19 protein-coding genes and 1 riboswitch are annotated in these 19,859 nt (G+C 68.1%); of the genes, 8 read left to right on the top strand and 11 right to left on the bottom strand.

What is annotated here, in order from left to right; all coding sequences use genetic code 11:
• Positions 1-109 precede the first annotated feature (109 nt).
• Positions 110-2,425 carry a helicase-associated domain-containing protein gene (locus tag ACH49N_RS04950; protein ID WP_358270917.1) on the bottom strand — a complete coding sequence of 772 codons (2,316 nt, stop codon included), beginning with the start codon at positions 2,423-2,425 and terminating at the stop codon, positions 110-112.
• Positions 2,426-2,485: 60 nt separating this feature from the next.
• Between ACH49N_RS04950 and ACH49N_RS04945 the strand changes: the two genes are divergently transcribed.
• Positions 2,486-2,674: a hypothetical protein gene (locus ACH49N_RS04945; protein ID WP_109327376.1), complete on the top strand. Its 189-nt coding sequence runs from the start codon at positions 2,486-2,488 to the stop codon at positions 2,672-2,674.
• A gap of 67 nt (positions 2,675-2,741) precedes the next feature.
• Here the strand turns inward: ACH49N_RS04945 and ACH49N_RS04940 are convergent, their stop codons facing one another.
• The 3 genes from ACH49N_RS04940 to ACH49N_RS04930 form a co-directional block, all read right to left on the bottom strand.
• Entirely contained in the window at positions 2,742-3,323 is a 582-nt protein-coding gene (locus tag ACH49N_RS04940) for a resuscitation-promoting factor Rpf1 domain-containing protein (protein ID WP_109327378.1), read from the bottom strand.
• A 9-nt stretch (positions 3,324-3,332) separates the two neighbouring features.
• A riboswitch (cyclic di-AMP (ydaO/yuaA leader) is annotated at positions 3,333-3,547 on the bottom strand.
• A 235-nt stretch (positions 3,548-3,782) separates the two neighbouring features.
• A complete protein-coding gene (locus ACH49N_RS04935; RefSeq protein WP_159919851.1) occupies positions 3,783-4,160 on the bottom strand; it encodes a YccF domain-containing protein in 378 nt (125 codons plus the stop codon).
• Positions 4,161-4,212: 52 nt separating this feature from the next.
• Complete coding sequence (locus ACH49N_RS04930) at positions 4,213-4,452, bottom strand: hypothetical protein (protein ID WP_213573378.1); 240 nt, start codon at positions 4,450-4,452, stop codon at positions 4,213-4,215.
• A 143-nt stretch (positions 4,453-4,595) separates the two neighbouring features.
• Here ACH49N_RS04930 and ACH49N_RS04925 point away from each other — a divergent pair, with 143 nt between their 5' ends.
• A complete protein-coding gene (locus ACH49N_RS04925) occupies positions 4,596-5,006 on the top strand; it encodes a cold-shock protein (RefSeq protein ID WP_159926933.1) in 411 nt (136 codons plus the stop codon).
• Between the two features lie 72 nt (positions 5,007-5,078).
• Here ACH49N_RS04925 and ACH49N_RS04920 read toward each other — a convergent pair whose 3' ends face one another.
• The 3 genes from ACH49N_RS04920 to ACH49N_RS04910 form a co-directional block, all read right to left on the bottom strand.
• Positions 5,079-5,564 carry a DUF2771 domain-containing protein gene (locus ACH49N_RS04920; RefSeq protein WP_213578272.1) on the bottom strand — a complete coding sequence of 162 codons (486 nt, stop codon included), beginning with the start codon at positions 5,562-5,564 and terminating at the stop codon, positions 5,079-5,081.
• Positions 5,565-5,570: 6 nt separating this feature from the next.
• Complete coding sequence (locus ACH49N_RS04915; protein WP_358270915.1) at positions 5,571-7,241, bottom strand: MFS transporter; 1,671 nt, start codon at positions 7,239-7,241, stop codon at positions 5,571-5,573.
• 70 nt (positions 7,242-7,311) lie between these two features.
• A complete protein-coding gene (locus ACH49N_RS04910) occupies positions 7,312-8,118 on the bottom strand; it encodes a glutaminyl-peptide cyclotransferase (protein WP_358270913.1) in 807 nt (268 codons plus the stop codon).
• 38 nt (positions 8,119-8,156) lie between these two features.
• Between ACH49N_RS04910 and ACH49N_RS04905 the strand changes: the two genes are divergently transcribed.
• The 3 genes from ACH49N_RS04905 (at position 8,157) to ACH49N_RS04895 (ending at position 12,311) form a co-directional block, all read left to right on the top strand.
• Positions 8,157-9,032, top strand: a complete 876-nt coding sequence (locus tag ACH49N_RS04905; protein WP_358270911.1) for a DUF3027 domain-containing protein — start codon at positions 8,157-8,159, stop codon at positions 9,030-9,032.
• A 176-nt stretch (positions 9,033-9,208) separates the two neighbouring features.
• Positions 9,209-11,776, top strand: a complete 2,568-nt coding sequence (locus tag ACH49N_RS04900; RefSeq protein ID WP_358271404.1) for an ATP-binding protein — start codon at positions 9,209-9,211, stop codon at positions 11,774-11,776.
• Positions 11,766-12,311 (top strand): phosphatase PAP2 family protein, encoded by a 546-nt coding sequence (locus tag ACH49N_RS04895; RefSeq protein WP_358270910.1) that lies wholly within the window; start codon positions 11,766-11,768, stop codon positions 12,309-12,311. Before ACH49N_RS04900 ends, ACH49N_RS04895 begins: the two co-directional genes overlap by 11 nt.
• 19 nt (positions 12,312-12,330) lie before the next feature.
• Here ACH49N_RS04895 and ACH49N_RS04890 read toward each other — a convergent pair whose 3' ends face one another.
• Entirely contained in the window at positions 12,331-12,579 is a 249-nt protein-coding gene (locus ACH49N_RS04890) for a DUF2530 domain-containing protein (protein WP_109327394.1), read from the bottom strand.
• A 77-nt stretch (positions 12,580-12,656) separates the two neighbouring features.
• Here ACH49N_RS04890 and ACH49N_RS04885 point away from each other — a divergent pair, with 77 nt between their 5' ends.
• The 3 genes from ACH49N_RS04885 (at position 12,657) to ACH49N_RS04875 (ending at position 16,003) form a co-directional block, all read left to right on the top strand.
• Positions 12,657-14,111, top strand: coding sequence for an NCS2 family permease (locus ACH49N_RS04885; protein WP_250777843.1), 1,455 nt, complete (start codon positions 12,657-12,659; stop codon positions 14,109-14,111).
• A 33-nt stretch (positions 14,112-14,144) separates the two neighbouring features.
• Entirely contained in the window at positions 14,145-14,576 is a 432-nt protein-coding gene (locus ACH49N_RS04880) for a MarR family winged helix-turn-helix transcriptional regulator (RefSeq protein ID WP_109327398.1), read from the top strand.
• 95 nt (positions 14,577-14,671) lie between these two features.
• Complete coding sequence (locus tag ACH49N_RS04875; RefSeq protein WP_358271402.1) at positions 14,672-16,003, top strand: MFS transporter; 1,332 nt, start codon at positions 14,672-14,674, stop codon at positions 16,001-16,003.
• Between the two features lie 16 nt (positions 16,004-16,019).
• Here the strand turns inward: ACH49N_RS04875 and ACH49N_RS04870 are convergent, their stop codons facing one another.
• From ACH49N_RS04870 to ACH49N_RS04860, 3 genes are read right to left on the bottom strand one after another with little or no spacing between them, the layout of a single operon-like run.
• Complete coding sequence (locus ACH49N_RS04870) at positions 16,020-16,874, bottom strand: xanthine dehydrogenase family protein subunit M (RefSeq protein WP_358270908.1); 855 nt, start codon at positions 16,872-16,874, stop codon at positions 16,020-16,022.
• On the bottom strand, positions 16,871-19,246 hold the full coding sequence (locus tag ACH49N_RS04865) for a xanthine dehydrogenase family protein molybdopterin-binding subunit (RefSeq protein ID WP_358270907.1): 2,376 nt from the start codon (positions 19,244-19,246) through the stop codon (positions 16,871-16,873). Before ACH49N_RS04865 ends, ACH49N_RS04870 begins: the two co-directional genes overlap by 4 nt.
• A complete protein-coding gene (locus ACH49N_RS04860) occupies positions 19,243-19,776 on the bottom strand; it encodes a (2Fe-2S)-binding protein (protein ID WP_358270906.1) in 534 nt (177 codons plus the stop codon). Before ACH49N_RS04860 ends, ACH49N_RS04865 begins: the two co-directional genes overlap by 4 nt.
• Between the last annotated feature and the right edge of the window lie 83 nt (positions 19,777-19,859).

Raw genomic sequence — 19,859 nt, 5'->3', positions numbered from 1 at the left:
GTTCCAGCCTCCTGGTAGTCGTCCCCGGCCAGGTACATACCCGTAACACGTTATTGCCCGGAAACCCTGAGTCCAGGTGTTTGCGCACAATCGTTATCCGAGGCGCCGTTCAGTCGACTCGTGCGACGGAGGTGATTCGGTGCAACGTGAAGCGACGGACACTGCCACTCGCCGGGTCGAAAGCGTCGAGTTGACCACCGCCGACGCTCACGGGGTCGACGATGCGGTGCGTCGCGACGCCCTGCGCGTCGACGTAGCCGATGGACACGCTGCTCTTCTCCCGGGCGGCAGTGCTGAGCAGTGCGACGGTGGCGGCACTGCTGGCTCGCGACCCGTCGGCGCGGATGCTGCCGCGGCCGTGAGTCGATGCGGCCAGATCACCCGCACGCAGGGTGCGGACCACTGCGTCGAGCTGCGCGTCGGTGGCGACGGCCGGTGCTCGAGACCCGGGGGCCTTGCGACGGGTCAGCACCCGCGCGCCCCGCGGACGAAGGTCGACCAGCGCTCCCGAAGAATCCTCACCCGCGGGCGCGAACCCGGCGGCGCGCAGTTCGTTCAGTACCTCCCGCAGCGGGGCCTGCGACACCGCCACCGTCGGCGCCAGCGCGCGGAGCGCCAATGACGCGGCCACGGGTGACGCCAGCACCTCGGCGAGCAGGGCGGGATCCTCACAGCGGACGAAGGACGAGGCGACTCCGGCCCGCAGCCGTCCGTGCCGCCGGGCAACGTCGTCGATCAGGTACGACAACGACTGCGGCACGGGGGTGCGCGACCGGGTCGTGAAGAGGCTGTGCAGCTCGGCGGCCGTCATCCCGGCGTCGAGTGCCCTGCGCACGCTGTCTTCGCTGATCCGGTACATGGACGCGGCACCGGCCGACTCGATGTCCGCGACCAGGGCGATCTGCTCGAGCAGGTCGGGCGTGAGCGGTCCCGGAGCGACGACGGTGAGGTCGGCCTGCACGAGAACGTGGTCGACGGGCTCGGGGAGTGAGGCATGCATCTCCGCCTCGGCGTCACCGCCGTGAATGAGCGCACGACCGGCAGAGCTGAGGGCGCCGCGTGCGACCAGACCGAGAGTCGCGGCCTCGTCGAGGGTCCGCTCCACCGCATGGACGCGCAGTCGGGCACCCCACCTCGGGCGTCGCCACGCGAGCAGTCGGCTCAATTCCGCGGGCGCTGCGGACTGACCGCTCCCGAGTTCGGCGAGAAGCCCGAGGATCGTCTGCCGGTCGCGGGGTGCGGACGGCGCCCGCACCTCCTCCGACAAGGCGGCAACCGGTTTGTCGTTGGAATCGCGCATACCGATGAACCACGCCATGCGCGGCAGCTCGAGCCATCCGGCGGCCAATGCGTGCCACCGCCGGGCGATCGGCGCGTTCAGCCAGTTGTCGACGGCGGCCGTCGGCGCCCAGTAGCTGTCCCCACTGTCCGAGGGCGGAGCCGGATCAGGCGCGCCGCTCGCGATCAACCCGGCCGCCGCGAGAAGCTCGACCAGCAGACTCAGCCGGTTCTCGTCGATCCCGGACACCTTCGCGATGCGCCGTAGCTCCCGGACACCCAGACCGCCGGCCCGCAGGGCGGGCGCGGGCGCCTCCCCGAGCACCTTGACGACGTCCTCGCAGTGGCGGACCAATTCGAGGGCCTCACCCGCCGCTGCGGCATTGATGTCGGCCGGTTTGTACTTACGGCCGGTCACGGCGGGCGGCGTCAGGGAGGTGGGGTCGAAAGCGGCTTCGCCGCGCAGGACCTGACGCACCTGGAACGGCAGCTCCACCGTCTCTTCGTCGACCCAGCGCAGGAGTCCTGCGGCGAGAAGGCGCTGCACGGGCCGATCGGCAGGCGTTCCCGGGGCCGCGTCCCGCGTCCGACCGACGGACGTGGAGCGGGCGAGCGTCTCGAGGATGTCGCGTTCGACCGTCACCAGCTGTGCCAGAGCCGCGGTGATGCCGGCCTCGTCGAGCGTCTCCGTGGGCTCGGCGATACGTCCGACACGCCACGGAATGGTCGCGACGACGGCGGGAACGATGCGGAGATTGTCGGCATCGCCCCACACCAGTGCCAGCGACCGCAGGGTGTCGAGGGTGGCGTCGACCGTCTTCTTGGTCACCCTCGTCCCCACTGCACCCAGGAGTGTGGCGCGGGAGACAGGCATCTCGTCCGCTTTGTCGAGGGCGAGTAATTCGAGGATGCCGAACTCGAGCGAGGTGAGATTGTCGGCGGCACGGGCCACCGACGCCCGCTGTTCGGCGCGTCCGGCGAGAACGACGATCGTGGCAGGCGGGGGGACCGCCAAGTCGGGGCGCGCACGAAGCAGCGCGATCAGGTGGGCGTCGCTGCGCGCTGCCAGCCAGTCGGCGAGACTTGCGCCGCCGGCGCTGCTCGTAGCGGCGCCGGGGGTCGTGACGGTGTCGTCGGTGTCGGTCATCGACTATCAGATTAGAGACCTGGGCTGTACGTCGCCGACCGCTCCTGTCAAAATGTCCCCGTGGCTAACAATTCTAAGAAGCAGTATGTGGATCCAGGGTGGCCCGAAACCGCCGATGGAGATCACGCCGTGACCGAACTGTCGTCGAGCCGGGCGGGCGGTCTGTCCCCGTTCGGCGAGGACACCGAGTTCCCGCTGCCGGCGGAGTCGTTGCCGTACGCGCATCCGCACACGGTGATCAACCGCTAGTACAACGGCAGAAGAGGGGCCCTGCACCGGAATGGTGCAGGGCCCCTCTTCGCTGGGCCGAGAGGACTTACTGCGGAAGCAGGGCCCGGTTGGCGTCGATGAGCTGCAGGATCTGGGGATCGATCTGGATACCCTGAGCCTTGACGGCCTCGATGGCCGAGTCGATGGCGTCCGCAGCCTGCGGGGCCGCATTGGTGCTCGGAACGCCGCTGGTGAGGTCGGGGAGCGCCGGGGCCTCCGGGACGTCGGGCACGGTGGCCGGCGCGTTGCGCTGGGTGGGGGCGCTGCTCAGGCCGAGGCTCGAGGAGCAGGACGGCCATGCGCCCCATCCCTGCGAGTCGAGAACACGCTCGGCAACGACGATCTGCTCTTCGCGTGAAGCCTGGTTGGCGGTGGCGGCGTACTGGCTGCCGCCGTGTGCGTTCCACGTGCTGGGCGAGAACTGCAGGCCGCCCTGGTAGCCGTTTCCGGTATTGATGCCCCAGTTGCCGCCGGACTCACACTGCGCGAGGCGGTCCCAGTCGGAATCGGGGGCTGCGTTGGCGGTGCCCGAGAAGGCTGCTCCGGCGACGCCCATGATGGCGCCGGTGACGGCGACCTTGGCGACGGTACGGCCGGTGGTGGTGGGCTTGCGATGACGTCCGCTCATAGTGGGTCGAGATCCTCTCCACACGCGCCTGCGAGGTCAGCTGTCGGGTTCGGGCTGAGAGGTCGCCCGGCCTCACCCCTCCTGGCTTGGAGAGGGTCTGGCTTCACCCCAAGATCCGACTGTGCGTGGCACATTAGGACCGGTGTCCGCCTGGGAACTCGTGTTCCCTGGAGGACTTTGGGTCCCCCGTCCTCGTCCCTGGAATGCTTCGTCGGGACTCCGGTACCCGCGGGACGAGGCTTGGCGCGGCGGGCCGGATGTGGCCGATGTTTGCTCGACCGCTGACGACGGTAACGGTCCGAGGCCTCAGTGTCACCATTTGATAACGCCGCGTGTCCGTGCCTGATGCAGCCCACTATTCGGGGCCTCGCGGACTCTTCCCAGCTAGTAGCGGCGAGACGTGCCTATCGCCGACCCGTTGCTCTTCTGTTACCGGGCCGTTATGTGAGTAACGTCACATCAGCGTGGAGCGTCGACTATGTCCTTGCCGAGAGGCATGAGCGAGATCGGAATCATCTTGATGTTCGCGACGGCGAGGGGGATGCCGATGATGGTGATCGCCATGGCAACCGCGGTGACGATGTGGGCGATCGCCAGCCACAGACCGGCGATGATGAACCAGATGACGTTGCCGATCAGCGACGCCACCCCGGCCGTCGGTTTGTCGACGACCGTCTTCCCGAACGGCCACAGCGCGTAGACGCCGACGCGGAAGGAGGCGATCCCGAACGGAATGGTGATGATCAGAATGCAGCAGAGAATTCCGGCGACGAAGTAGCCCAGGGCGAGCCAGAGCCCACCGAAGATCAGCCAGATGATGTTGAGCAGAAGTCTCATGATCGTCCCGTCGTAGTGAGGGTCTGGATGTCGTCGCCGAGCGTGTGCACGATCAGCGTGTTCGTCGGCCCTGTCTCAGCGCCGCCACGATCCCGAGGAGGAACCCGATCGGGCACGCGAGCGCGATGAGATACAGGACGAGGCCGGGATCGCTGTCCGAGACCACCGGGGTGAGGAAGATCGCCACGATCGCGAGGAACCCGACCGCGAACAAGGCAAGCGCCACCCGCAACAGACCATCGTGGGTGCGGGGGGTCCCGGGCGTGCTCGGGGGAGTCGATTCTGGGGGCACACCAGCAACGATAATGCCTGGAAACCCGAATGCCGGAGGCAGTGTGTGCAAGGTAGACTGTGGATACTGCGCGTCCCGCACCAAAGGTGGGGCGCGTTGTTTTGCATACCAATTGCACTTCAAGTGATGAGCGGGTGAACGCGGTGCCGACCGGCAAGGTGAAGTGGTACGACGTCGAAAAGGGCTTCGGCTTTCTGTCGCAGGAAGAGGGGGAGGACGTCTATGTCCGTTCGTCCGCTCTGCCCGAAGGCGTCGAGGGCCTCAAGGCCGGTCAGCGCGTCGAGTTCGGCATGGCCGCCGGGCGGCGCGGTCCTCAGGCGTTGAGCTTGAAAGTGCTCGACCCGGCGCCGTCGCTGCGCCAGAACGCCGGGCGCAAGGAACCTTCCGCGAAGAAGCACACCCCCGACGAATTGCACGGCATGGTCGAGGACATGATCACGCTTCTCGAGGCGAAGGTGCAGCCCGACCTGCGCCGGGGCAAATACCCCGACCGCAAGACGGCTCAGCGCATCTCCGAGGTGGTCCGCGCCGTCGCCCGGGAACTCGACAGCTGACAGAACGCTTTCTGCAAAAAGGAACCCCGCACCACGACACGGTGCGGGGTTCCTTTTTCGCTTGCTGTCGAATCAGGCCGTCTTGATCGACCAGGCGGCCCGCGCTTGCGTCAGCCCCTGCTCGTCGATGACGGCGGAGGGCAACTGGATTTCGACTCCGGCCAGCTGTAATTCTTCCGTCGACGGCACGGTCACTGCACGGGTCTCACCCGCGCGGTGCGCCCTCTCCTGCACGACGACCTGCCCCGACGGGTCCTGATAGACGACGACCATGCGCCACGGTGCGTCGACGATCTCCTGGGGCAGCGACAACTGCAGCGCGGATCCGGGGGGCACGTTCAGCTCGGCAAGCCGGCCCGTCTCGCAGTTCTCGAGATACAGATTGCAGAACGCCAGTGGCGCCACCTGCTCGGCGTGGCCGTGCGCGAAGGCGGTGATCTCGGGCAGGCGGGGATCGGAGTCCCGAATGAGCGCGTACAGAACCCCGACGAAGGCCACGGCCGCCACCACCAGTCCCACGGTGATCAGTGCCAGGGTCTTCTTGGTTCGCGCCTGGATACTCACTTACGTCACATTTCCCGTCGATCGGTCGGCCCTGTGGGTCGAGATTGGCTGAGTTACTTCCTGTTCGGCGAGGTCGGGCCGCTTTCCGCCGAGGCCTGGCAGCAGCGTGCTGCCCCGGTAGGTGAGGACCGTCTGCACCAGCCCGACGGTCATGACCGCCGACACCACGGTGAATCCGATCCAGTACTCGGTGGGGAGCAGGACGCCCAGCGCACCGCCCACCACCCAGCTGAGCTGCAGCACCGTCTCCGAACGACCGAATCCCGAGGCGATCGATTCTTCCGGCAGATCGTGTTGCAAGGATGCGTCCAGCGACACCTTGGCCAGGGCGCTCGCCGCCGACCCGACGAGGGTGGCAACGGCTGCGGTCAGGAGGTTGTCGGTGACGGCAGCGATCACGGCCACCACCCAGACGGCGCCCGTGCAACGCAGGACGATCAGGGCCGGACGGCCGAGTTTGAGGCGGGCGCCGGCGGCGTTGCCGGTGAAGTTCCCGATGCCGGCGGCCGCCCCGACCAAGCCCAGCATCGCGGCCTGGATCAGCGGTTCGTGGTCGGTCCGGGACTTCGCCACGAACGCGATGTACAGGGTGAGGAACCCGGTGAGCACGCGGATCGTGCTGTTGCCCCACAGCCCGGTGATGACCGCCCGTCCCAGCGGCTGCCTGCGCTTGCCCGACTTGGGCCCGGCGTCCGCCTCCGGCGTCACCCGGGTGCGGTCGATGACCTCGGTGCGCCGGTCGTCACCGTGATAGGTGAGGGTGGCCGGGACCTCGCCTTCGGTCACCTCCACCCACGACGGGATACGCATGCTCAGGTAGGCACCGAGGACGGTGATCACCGCGGCCAGCCACAACGTCGCCATGGACGATCCGGTGGCCAGTGCGAGAGCGCCCGCGAGAGCACCCGCGCCGATGGTTCCGCCGAGGAGACCGAACACGGTGAGCCGGGAGTTGACCCGGACGAGGTCGATCTCGGGCGGTAGTACTCGTGGTGTGACAGCGCTCTTGAGGACCGAGAACGACTTACTGAGCACCATCATCCCGAGTGCGGCGGGATAGAGCACCCAGCTGTCGAAGTTGAAGACCAGGATGATCGCGAGCGCGGTACGCAGTCCGAACGACGACGCGAGGGCGATGCGCCGACCGTGCTGAAGACGGTCGAGCATCGGGCCGATCAGTGGGGCGATGACCGCGAACGGGGCGATGGTGATCAGAAGGTACAGCGCGACCTTGGTCTTGTCCTCGCCCGTCGCCGCGGAAAAGAACAGGGTGTTCGCGAGCGCGACGGCGATGGCCGCATCGGTCGCGTTGTTGGTCATCACCGCATAGGTGAGCGCGGTGAGTCCCGATTTGTCGGCCCCGTCAGCTTTCGCTGCCCGGTGGAAAGTGGCGATCGTCCTGTTGGTCAGCTCGCGACTGCGCATGGCGGCTACCCGGGTGACCGTGAGCTTGCGCGGCATCGGCGGCGCCTTGGGGGCGTTCGCCCGGTCCTCCTCCGACCGGGATCGCTGCCCACCGCCCACCGGATGCAGGGGCGGTAACGGCGTACGTCGTCCTCCGGAGCGGGCAGCCGGAGGATAATTGTCGTAGCCGGGATGAGCGGTGGGCCCGGAATTGCCGTGGGGCGCCCGACTGCTGTCGGAGTCGAAGGGTTCGCGCGGTCCGGTCACTCCCCAATTCTGTCCTAGTCGGCGGACATCCGACCACAGCAACCCCGGGCAAGCTGGTGGGACCGGCCTGTCAGGGAACGAATCGGACCTCGAACATGCGCGGCCAGTATTTTCCGGTGAGGAGGAAACGGTCGGTTCCGGGAATCTGGGCGACGCCGTTGAGGACGTCGACGTCCCGCGGCCCGGGCGGCAAGGCGTCGCGTAGTGCGCTTGCGTCTATCGCCGCGATCACGCCGCCGTCGGCGGGGTCGATACGGACGAGGGTGTCGGTGGTCCACACATTGGCGTAGATGGTGCCGTCGTCCGCGCACTCGAGTTCGTTGAGGTGAGTGACGGCAACTCCGTCCCGGCGCGCCTGGACGGTGCGCTGCGCTTCGAACGTTCGGGGGTCGCGGAAGGTGAGGGTCGACGAGCCGTCACTGGTTACCAGGCTGTCGGCAAGCGCGCAGATGCCCCAGCCCTCGGCGTCCAGTGCGACCCGACGCTGCTCGCTCAGGGTCTCCCGGTCCCGAGCGATGGCCACACCGTCACGCCAGGTCAGCTGCCACACCGTGTCGTCGACGACGGTGATGCCCTCACCGAACAGTGGGGGAGGGAGCTCGGCCCGAGCGCGGACGGTCCCGCTGCCCATGTCTGTCGCACGAACCCACGACTCGCCGCTTCGACCTGTCCCCTCGAAGAGATCGTCGCCGGCGATCTCGAGCCCCTGAGTGAAGGCATTCGGGTCGTGATCGAGGGTGCGCAGTATCTCCACACTCAGCTCGGCGTCGGGGGCGTCGGCCGCTGTGGGGGCCTGCGCGGAGCAGGAGCTCACCATCATCGCGACCCCGAGGAGGGGCCCCGCGAGTGCGGGGACGAGGTGCCTTCCGCCGGTCATCGGACCAGCATGACAGCCCAGGTGGGCATCCACTTGCGGTGGTGCGGCAAACTGGTGGTGTGAGTGTTGCTTCTTCCGACGAGCGCGCAGTGTCGCGCCCCGTACTGACCGACGCCGTCGAGCTCGCCCGAACCGCGCTGGCCGAACTGCAGGACGGGGGAATCGGCGAGTACCTGGGTGTCACCACCGAGGACGAGTGCGCCGCGACTCACCGTTTCGTTGCCGACCTTCCGGGCTACCGGGGCTGGCAGTGGGCGGTGGTGGTGGCTGCTGATCCCGCGGCGGATCACGCCACCGTCAGCGAGATCGCCCTCCTGCCCGGACCCGATGCCCTCGTCGCCCCCGACTGGATTCCCTGGGATCAACGCATTCGGCCGGGTGATCTGTCGGCCGGTGACTTGCTGGCACCCCCGGCCGGCGACCCCCGGCTCGTTCCCGGCTACGTCGCCAACGGCGACCCCGAGGTCGACGACGCTGCCCTCGAAATCGGGCTCGGCCGCAAACAGGTGATGAGCCTCGAGGGCCGTCTCGACGCCGCGCAACGCTGGCACGACGGCGAGTACGGTCCGGATTCCGAGATGGCCAGGGCGGCCCCGTCCACGTGCTCCCTGTGCGGGTTCTATCTGCCGCTCGCCGGGTCGCTGCATCGAGCGTTCGGCGTGTGCGGCAATGAGTTGGCGGCGGACGGGCACGTTGTCGACGCCGAATACGGATGCGGGGCCCATTCGGACACCTCGCTGCCGTCGGGTGCCGGTTCGCCGCAGTTCGACGCCTACGACGACGGCGCCGTCGAGATGGTCGAGGGTCCGACCGGAACCGAGGCCGGGACCGCCGACACCGACACGGAGACAGTGACGGCCGAGGCGACCGCGGCCGGGGACTCCGACGTGGAGGATTCCGCATCGACCAGCTAGCCGATCCTTTCGGCACGGGTGCCCTTCGGGACTCGACGCTGCACGCGTGGCGCACCTCACCGACCCGGTTGAGGGAAGACGCCGCCGCGGAGTCCGATCTCGTCCACGCCGGCTACCGCGACCGGTTGCTGACCGAGCTGGCGCAGAACGCCGCCGACGCGGCAGCGCGCGCGGGCGTGCCCGGTGAGCTCTGGGTGCGTCTCGACGGACGCGTGCTGAGCGTCGCCAATACGGGTGCGCCGCTGGACGAGTCCGGGGTGCAGGCTCTCGTCGCCCTCCGCGCGTCGAACAAGTCGGCGGGCACCGTCGGCCGTTACGGGGTCGGTTTCACCGCGGTGTTGTCGGTGAGCGACGAGGTGGAGTTGCGCTCGACGTCCGGTTCGGTCGCCTTCTCCTCGCAGCGCACGCGATCTGCGCTCGCGGAGTTCGACGGCGCCGATCCGGGTGCCGATGTTCCGGCGCTGCGCCTCGCGTGGCCCACCGACCACCGTCCCGTCGCGGGGGCGACGTCCGAGGTCGTCTTGACCCTGCGCGACACCGTCGACGCGACCGCGTTGCTGTCCCACATGGCCCGTGAGGCGCCGGACCTGCTGCTCGAGCTTCCCTCCCTGGCCTCGATCACCGTGGGGGACAGGGAGTTTCGAAGACGTGAGCACCCACTGGCATCCGGGCTGACCGACATTGCCGTCGGCGACGACCACTGGTGGCAATTCGAATCCGGGCGGGCCCGGTGGCTGGTCCGCGTGGTCGACGGCGTCGTGCGCCCCTCTGCCGACGACGTCCTGCGCGCCCCCACTCGCTCGGACGAGGAACTGTCGATCCCGGCAATGTTGATAGCGGACATTGCGATGCAGCCCGATCGCCGGCGGGTGCTGCCCGGCGTATCGCTTGCCGAGGTGACGGTCGGTTACGCCGACTTCGTGGCGGCATTGCCCCCGAAACAACGACTGGCGCTGGTCCCCTTGCCGGGTTTCGCTCGCAGCGAGGTCGATTCGTCTCTGCGAGAACAGCTCCTGACCGAACTGCGGGAGAAACCGTGGCTTCCCACAGTCGGCGGTAAGGACAGGGCGCCCAACCGGGCATCGGTCGTTCCCGGACTCAGTGACGAACTCGCCGAACTCCTCGCCGACATCGTGGACGGCCTGGTAGTGCCGGAACTGTCGGGCCCGCGCTGGGCGCCCGCTCTGGCCGCCGTCGACACCCACAGGATCGGACTCGCCCGCATCGCCGAACTGCTCAGCGGGATCGACCGCGAGCCGACGTGGTGGGCTCGCCTGTACGCGGCGCTCGAACCTCTGGCCGTCGACGCACTCGCCGCCGAGGAACTGGCCTCCATTCCCGTGCCGCTGTCGGACGGCCGCACGGTGACCGGACCGCGAACGGTATTGCTGGGTCACGACATCGGAGACGTTCTCGGTGTCGACTGGACGCGGCTGGTCCACCCCGAGGCGGCACACCCGCTGCTGTCGAGGCTCGGCGCCAAGACCGCGACCGCCGTCGACCTGCTGTCCGACCCGGCGCTGCGGGCCGAGATCGCGGACCTCGATCACGACGACGTGGCGGCGGCGGAGGAATTGTCCACCGTGGTGCTCGCGCTCGCCGCACACGCCGAGCTCGGTGCCCTGCCGTCGTGGGTGGGCGAACTCCTTCTGCCTGACATCGACGGCGAGTTGCGCGGCGCCGACGAATTGCTCCTACCCGGTGCACCTCTCGCGGCGGTTCTGGTGGACGACTCGCCGTTCGCGTCGGTGGACCCGGCTTTCGCCGAGCGGGTGGGCGAGACTGCATTACGTGCCGTCGGTGTGGGCTGGGGCTTCACCGTGCTGCGCGCAGAACTGCCCACCGGGCCCGATCACGACCTCGACGACGAGAACCGCTGGTGGGACACACTCGACGATGATCCCGAGACGATCGACGCCGTACGTGACCTCGACCTCGTGGACGAGGACCGCTGGGCGACGGCTCTGACCATGCTCGCGACGGATCCGTCGACCCGCCCACTGCTCGCGGACCGCGGTGGTTATACGGCGTGGTGGCTACGGCACAACGCAGAACTGGACGGCCAGGTCCTGGGATTGCTGCGTGAACCGGGCGATGACACGTTCACCGGGCTACTTGACGCCGTCGATCATCCGGAGTCGGGCGTGTTCGCCGCGGCGCTCGCCTCACCCGCCGTCGATTCTCCCGAACTGGCGCAGCTACTCCTCGATCGTCTCGCCGACTCCAGGCGGCAGCCTTCCCCGGCCGTGATCGTGCGCACGCACACCCTGCTGGGCGCGGCCGCTGCTGCGGGGATCCTCGACCTCGACGAACTACATCTTCCGGACCATGTGCGCGCCGTCACCGGCGCGGTAATCGACGCCGGCGAGGCGCTGGTGCTCGACAAGCCGTGGTTGGCCGCCGCAGTCCCGCACGACCGTCTGGTCGCCGGGGCCCTCGACACCGGTGAGGCACTGGCCGACCTGCTCGATGTCGCCACAGCCTCCGCGGCGGTGCGGAGCGTCGTGACCAGCACTGGCCGCCCGGTGTCATGGGAGCTCGAACCGACGGCAGTGCTCGCCCACGTCAGCATCGGCCGGCCCCTGCCCCACGGCAAGGTCGTGGTTCATCCGCAGCTCACCGTATCGCTCACCGGTGCCCTCGATGCCGAAGTGACCGTTCCGTGGTGGGTGGACGAAGACGGCACCACCCACGTCTCCGAGTCCTGGGCGGCAGCCACCTGGGGTGTGCCCGATGCCCGTTGACAGCAGTGTTCTGGACGGGGTGATCGAGGACCGGCCGCTGTGGCTGGTCGACCTCGTCACGGCGATCACGAACAGCGGGGGAACCGTCGCCGCGTGGATCATCTCGGTCGTACTCACCGTCACTCTGCTGCGGCAGGACCGCCGACGGGACGCCCTGCTCGTCGGCGGCGCGATGCTGTCCGGCTGGGCGGTGATGAGCGGCCTGAAACAACTGTTCCGGCGCGACCGACCACCGCTCCCCGAACGGCTGGTAGACATCTCGACCTACTCGTTCCCGTCCGGCCACGCCATGATGACCGCCATCCTGGCCTGTGTCGTCGGTACCGTGGTCGTTCGCCTCGTCGTGCTTCCTCATGTCCGCGCGGCAGCGCTGACCCTGCTCGGGCTCTACACGCTGATGGTCGGGCTGTCGCGGGTCTACCTCGCGGCGCACTGGATCACCGACGTCCTCGCCGGCTGGGTCTTCGGGGCACTGTGGGCGGCCTTCTGGATTTTGCTGACCCGCTCACCCGCCCGCACCAGCACCCGCCCCTAGAGCAGACCCTGCTGTGCCACTAGAGCAGACCCTGCTGTGCCCCCCGACTGCCGCGCCTCGCCGCCCGCCGCTGCAGCGCGAACAATCCGTAGCCGAGGAATCCGACGACGACGCCCGCGATACACGTCGGCAACGCATCCGCCCACCGGTCGCCCGTGACGATCACCACGACCATCGCCACAACCCACGCGAGCGTGCCCAGGATCAGTGCAGGTCGCGGGTCGGCGAGGCGCCGGGTGAGGGGCTGTCGGTCTGCGGTCTCGTTCACCGAAAGAACGCTACCCTCGTCGCCGTGCCCTAATCTCCAGTAGCGACGCGCGACTTCTGGCGATGGGGATTGAGAACATGGGTGCAGCTCCGAAACTGCTCGACAACTACTTCAAGATCACCGAACGTGGTTCGACGGTGGGCACGGAAGTTCGTGGCGGTGTGGTCAGCTTCGTCGCGATGGCGTACATCGTGGTCCTCAACCCGCTGATTCTCGGCAGTTTCTCCGCGGACGACGCCGTCGCCAAGACGGACGTCCTCGGCAACATCCTCCCCGTCAACCAAGTGGCCGCGGTCACCGCCCTCGTGGCCGGGCTGATGAGCATCGTCTTCGGCATCGTGGCCAACTATCCCTTCGCGATCGCGGCGGGCCTCGGTATCAACAGTCTCCTCGCCGTCACCATCGCGCCGCAGGTCACCTGGCCGGAGGCGATGGGCCTGGTGGTGATCGACGGAATCATCATCGTCGTCTTGGCGCTCACAGGTTTCCGGACCGCGGTGTTCAACGCCATTCCGCCCGAACTGAAATCCGCGATCGCCGCCGGCATCGGAATGTTCATCGCGTTCATCGGCCTCGTGGACGCCGGATTCGTGCGACGCATTCCCGACGCCGCCGGAACGACGGTCCCCGTGGGACTCGGCATCAACGGATCTATCTCTTCCTGGCCCACAGTGACCTTCGTGTTCGGTGTCCTGCTCATGGGCGTACTGGTAGTCCGTAAGGTGCGCGGTGGATTGCTGATCGGCATCGTCGTCACCACCGTGCTCGCGGCGATCATCGAGGCGGTCGCCGGAGTGGGCCCGTCGCTCGGAGTGAACCCGAACGGTTGGAACCTCAGTGTGCCCGCGGCTCCCGATGTCGTCGCGGAACTCCCGGACCTGAGCCTCGTCGGCGACGTCAGCCTCTTCGGCGCCTTCGTCCGCATCGGCGTGCTGGCCGCGAGCCTCCTCGTGTTCACTCTCGTGCTCGCCAACTTCTTCGACGCCATGGGCACCATGACCGGACTCGGCAAGGAAGCCGGTCTCACCGACCAGGAGGGCAACCTGCCCAACATCGGGCGGGCGCTCGTCGTGGAGGGAACCGGTGCCATCGTCGGAGGTGGCGCATCCGCTTCGTCCAACACGGTGTTCGTGGAGTCCGCATCCGGTATCGCCGAGGGCGCGCGCACCGGCCTGGCGAATGTCGTGACGGGACTGCTCTTCCTGGCCGCGATGTTCCTCACCCCGCTGTACTCGGTGGTGCCGATCGAGGCGGCCGCACCAGCCCTGGTTGTGGTGGGCGCCATGATGATCGGCCAGGTCCGCGACATCGACTTCTCGAAGTTCTCGATCGCACTGCCCGCGTTCCTCACCATCGTCGTGATGCCGTTCACCTACTCGATCGCCAACGGCATCGGTGTCGGCTTCATATCCTGGGTGGTCCTGAACGCTGCGAGTGGCGGTGTCAAGAAGATTCACCCGTTGATGTGGGTGGTGGCACTGCTGTTCGTGGCGTACTTCGCAGTGGGCCCGATCACCGACGCAGTAACGTAAACGACGGCCCATCGGTCCCGTATTGTCATTCCCGTGACCACGGATACGCGCGCACTCGCCAGCGACCTCTCTTTGGCCGTCGTGCGCCTCACGCGTCATCTGCGTGGGCGTCGCGTCGACGCCCAGGTGTCGCTCACCCAGTTGTCCGCGCTCGCCACCCTTGCCCGCGACGGAGCCATGACGCCGGGCAATCTCGCCGCCCGTGAGAAGGTACAGCCGCCGTCGATGACCCGGGTCATCGCCTCGCTCGTCGATCTCGGACTGGTCGAGCGTGCAGCGCATCCCACCGACGGCCGCCAGATCATCGTCACCCTCTCCGATGCCGGTCACGCGTTGATCGCCGACGAGACGCACGCCCGTGAAGCCTGGATGAACGAGCGGCTGTCCGGACTCGACGAGGACCAGTTGAAAACGCTCCGCGACGCGGTCGGCATCATCACGGCCATCGTCGCCGACTCCGAGTAGCCGCACCGGAGCGCAGGCGCTTCGGCCGTCGGGAGCAAGATGGAACGGTGCCACCCGAACCTGACGCCGCCTCACCCGCCCGGCAGAAGACCGGAATGTTCGCCGCCCTGCATACCCGCAACTACCGGTTGTGGGCCTCGGGGCAGATCGTGTCCCTCGTCGGGACGTGGATGCAACGGGTGGCGCAGGACTGGCTCGTCCTGACCCTGTCGGACGGCAACGCCCTCGCGGTGGGCATCGTGATGGCACTGCAGTTCGGGCCGACCCTGTTCCTGTCCGTGTGGGGTGGCGTGCTCGCCGACCGCTACGACAAGCGGCGAATCCTGATCACCACTCAGGTGGCGATGGCGTTGTGCGGCCTGGTGCTCGGCCTGCTCGACGTGGGTGGGGTGGTCGTGCTGTGGCACGTGTACCTCATCGCCTTCGTGCTGGGTTGCGCCTCCGCGATCGATGCACCGGTCCGTCAATCGTTCACCATCGAAATGGTCGGCAGGGATTTCCTTCCCAATGCCATCGCGCTGAACTCGATGACCTTCAACACCGCACGCATCATCGGCCCGGCGGTGTCCGGGGTGCTCATCACCCTCATCGGCACGGGCTGGGTGTTCCTCCTCAACGCAGCCACGTTCACCGGGGTGCTGGTCGCGCTGGTGATGATGAATACGCGGGAACTGTTCACCGCGCCGCCCGCGGAACGCGGTAGAGGGCAGGTGCGGGCGGGCTTTCGGTATGTGTGGGGCCGCGCCGATCTGCGCGTGCTCATGATCGCCGTGTTCCTGGTGTCGACGTTCGGGCTGAACTTCGCCCTCAGCCTGGCTGTGCTCGCCCGCAACACCTTCGGGCAAGGCGCGGACGCCTACGGGCTGCTGTCCACCACCCTGGCCGTCGGCGCGCTCGCGGGCGCCACGATCGCCGCGAAGCGCCGGACACCGCCGCGATTGCGTACGTTCCTCGGTGCCGCGGCAGCGTTCGGCGCGTTCGAGATTCTCGTCGGACTCATGCCCACCTACCTCCTCGTGGCCGTCATGCTGGTGCCAACGGGGGCGCTCACCCTCACGTTCACCACGGCGGCGATGAACATTCTGCAGATGTCGGTGCCGTCGGAGATGCGGGGCCGGGTGATGGGTATCTATATGCTCTGCTTCCTGGGCGGCACTCCGCTGGGCAGTCCGGTCCTCGGCTGGCTCGCCGACGTCCTCGACCCGCGTGCGCCCCTCGTGATCGGCGGTGTCATCTCATTGGTCAGCGGCCTCGGCGCTGCCCTGTATCTGATGCGGCACCAACGAGTGCGACTGAAGGTGCGCAGACCGGATGCGGGCCGCTACCTTCCGGTGTTCGAGCTGCACAACGTCGTCGACCCGCACCCGGTCGTGGTGTGCGACGCCACCGAGCAGGCGGTGGAAGCCGGCCGCGACTCACGGCCTTGACGGCTGCCGCGCCCGTTCAGACGCCGACCGCCGTCGCCACGGCCCGCCGGGTCAGCACTCTCGCGAGGTGGCTGCGGTAGTCGGCGTCGGCGTTACCGTCGGTGACCGGGTCGGTGCCCTCGGCCGCGTGCTCGGCGGCCGCCCGGATCAACTCCGGATCGGAGGCCTTGCCGACGAGCGCGTCCTCGACGCCGCGAGCCCGCACCGGCACGGCCCCCATGTTGGTCAGCGCCACCCGGGCCTGCCGGATCGTGCCGCCGTCGACCTGAATCGTCGCGGCCACCGCCACGATCGACCACGCCTCCGCGACGGTGTTGAACTTCTCGTACCGCGCCTCCCAGCCGGTGTGCTTCGGAATCCGCACATCCGCAAGTATTTCGTCCGGGTGCAGTGCCGTCGTGTAGTAGCCCTCGAAGAAGTCGGCGACCGGAATGCTCCGCTTGCCCGCGGTACCGACCGCGGTCAGGGTGGCGTCGAGTGCCAGTGCCGGTGCGCACAGGTCACCCGCCGGATCGGCATGCGCCAGAGCGCCACCCAGCGTGCCGCGGTGCCGGATCTGCGGATCGGCAACAGTGCGGGTCGCTTCGACGAGCAGCAGCGCGTGCTCCTGGACGAGCGGGTCACGGATCATGTCGTAATACGTGGTCATCGCGCCGATCACGATGCTGTCGCCGTCCTCGCGCACACCGCGCAACGCGCCGATCCGGCCGAGATCGACGAGAGTGCTCGGCGAGGACAAGCGCAGCCGCAGCACCGGCAGCAGGCTCTGGCCGCCCGCGAGTATCTTGGCGTCGTCCCCTGCCTCGGCGAGCGCGGCCACCGCCTCTTCGACCGTGGTCGGGGCTACGTAGTCGAAGGTCGACGGAATCATCGGGCACCTCCCTGAGCGGACCGGATGGCGTTCCAGACCCGCATCGGTGTACAGGGCATCGCGATGTCATGCACCCCGAACTGGCGGACGGCGTCGAGGACGGCATTGACGACGGCGGGGGTGGATGCGATCGTTCCCGCCTCACCGACTCCCTTGACGCCGAGCGGATTACCGGTGGCGGGGGTCTCGGTGCGGCCGGTGGTGAACTTCGGCAGATCGGCCGCGGACGGTACGTGGTATTCGGCGAAGGAACCCGACAGTAGAGTGCCGGACTCGTCGTACACCGCCTCCTCGTACAGGGCCTGCGCGATGCCTTGGACAAGTCCGCCGTGCACCTGACCCTCGACGATCAGCGGGTTGACCACGTGCCCGATGTCGTCGACGCACACATAGGACCGGATGCCGACCTTCCCGGTCTCGGTGTCCACCTCCACCGCGCACAGATGCGTGCCGTGCGGGAACGAGAAATTTTCCGGGTCGTACGTGGCCTCGGAGTCCAGGTTCGGCTCCACCCCGTCGGGCAGATCGTGCGCGGCGAACACGGCGAGCGCGACGTCGGCGATGCCGACCGCCTTCTCGGTGCCCTTCACCCGGAATCGGCCCTCGGTGAATTCGAGATCGTCCTCGGCGCACTCCATCAGGTGCGCGGCGATGGGCCGGGCCTTCGCGATCACCTTCTCGGCGGCCTTCACCACCGCGATCGCCCCGACGGCCAGCGACCGTGAACCGTACGTGTCCATGCCACGCGGCGACGTCTGGGTGTCGCCGTGTAGCACCTCGACGTCCTCGAACGGAACCCCGAGCTGATCCGCGACCACCTGGCTCCACGCGGTCTCGTGTCCCTGGCCGTGCGCCGACGAACCGGTGACCACCTCGACCTTGCCGGTGGGCAGCATCCGGATCGCCGCGTGTTCCCACCCACCGGCCCCGTAGGCCAGGGCGCCGAGGGTACGCGACGGCGCCAGACCACACATCTCGGTAAACGTGGACACCCCGATGCCGAGTTGCACCGGGTCCTTTCGCTCGCGTCGCTCCACCTGTTCGCGCCGGAGACCGTCGTAGTCGAACAACTCCCGCGCGCGCTCGGTGGCGGCCTCGTAGTTGCCGGAGTCGTAGGTCAGGCCCGCGACGGTGTCGAACGGGAACTCCTCGTGGGTAATCCAGTTCTTCGCCCGCAGTTCCAGCGGATCCATCGACAACTCGGTCGCGAGCTCATCCATCATCCGCTCGATCGCGAACGTCGCCTCCGGCCGCCCCGCGCCGCGATAGGCGTCGGTGGGCACCTTGTTGGTGAACACGTTGGTGCACGTGAAGTGATACGCCGGGAACTTGTAGATGCCGTTGAACATGAACGCGCCCAGGATCGGCACCCCCGAGGTGACCAGGCGCAGATACGCGCCCATGTCGGCGAGCAGTTCGACCTTCATTCCGGTGACGGTGCCGTCGCGGCGGGCGGACAGGGTCAATTTCTGGATCTGGTCGCGCCCGTGATGCGCCGCGACCATCGATTCGCTACGCGACTCGGTGTACTTGACGGGCTTGCCGAGTCGTCGCGCGACGAGCAGCGCGATGACCTCCTCCGGCGTCACCTGAAGTTTGCCGCCGAAACCGCCGCCGACATCCGGGGCGACGACGCGCAGTTTGTGCTCCGGTATGTCGAGCGTCATCGCCAGCATCAGCCGCAGGATGTGGGGGATCTGTGTGGCCGACCACATGGTGATCTGAGCGCCGGTCGGGTCGACCACCACCGAGCGGGGTTCCATGAACGCCGGGATCAGCCGCTGCTGCCGGAACGTGCGCTCGACGAGAACCTCGGCGTCGCGGATGGCCTGCTCGACGTCGCCGCCCGTGCCTGCCTCCGCAGAGTCGAAGGTCCAGGTGGCGCTGACGTTCGTCCCGAGGTCCGGGTGCACGAGGTCGGTGCCGTCGGCGGCCGCGGCCGCGAGATCCAGCACGACCGGCAGTTCGTCGTACTCGACGTCGATCGCCTCGAGTGCGTCGTGCGCCTCGTACGCGCTGCGCGCCACCACGACCGCGACGGCCTCGCCGGCGAAGTTGACGCCGTCGACCGCGAGGGACGGGGCGGGCGGTGACTTCATGTCCGGTGTGATCGGCCAGGCACACGGCAGACTGCCCTGCTCGGCGGCGAGATCGGCGCCGGTCAGGACCGCGACGACACCGGGCATCTCGCGGGCGGCGGTGGCATCGACACCGGTGATGCGGGCGTGCGCGAACGGGCTGCGCAGAATCGCCAGGTGCTGCATACCCGGCAGCACGAGATTGTCGGTCCAGCGGGTGCGGCCCGTGACCAGATGCTCGTCTTCCTTGCGCTTGCGGGCCTTCCCGATTTCCGGTTCGGCGGTGGCGGTCATCGCACACCTCCCTGCGCGGTGTCGGTCTTCGGTGCATCCGCCGTCGTCGGTGTTTCGGTGGTGCTGCCGCCGCGCAACCGCTGCGCCGCATCCTGCACCGCGCTGACGATGTTCTGGTATCCGGTGCAGCGGCACAGGTTGCCTTCCAACCCCAGCCGCACGGTCCGCTCGTCCGGGTCGGGTTCCTCGGCGAGCAGGTCGAGGGTCTGCATGATCATGCCGGGCGTGCAGTAGCCGCACTGCAGGGCGTGGTTGTCGCGGAACGCCTGCTGCACGGGGTGCAGGGTCCCGTTCCGGGACAGTCCCTCGATGGTGAGGACGTCGGCGCCGTCGGCCTGCACGGCGAGCATCGAGCAGGACTTGACGCTGTGACCGTTCAGGTGAACGGTGCACGCCCCGCAGTTGCCGGTGTCGCAGCCGATGACGGTGCCGACCTTGCCGAGCCGGTCCCGTAGGTAGTGGACGAGGAGTAGTCGTGGTTCCACCTCGTCCGTGTATTTCGTTCCGTCGACGGTGACAGTGATGCGCATCGCGCCTCCAAAGCCGGGAGCCTCAGGTGATACGTCCTACTCTGCGCCGATGAAGCGCGAACAACACCCGAAATCGTGGAACC

The organism is Rhodococcus sp. NPDC019647, assembly GCF_044389235.1.
Taxonomy (GTDB): domain Bacteria; phylum Actinomycetota; class Actinomycetes; order Mycobacteriales; family Mycobacteriaceae; genus Rhodococcus_F; species Rhodococcus_F oxybenzonivorans.
This window is presented reverse-complemented; position numbering and strand designations above follow the sequence as displayed.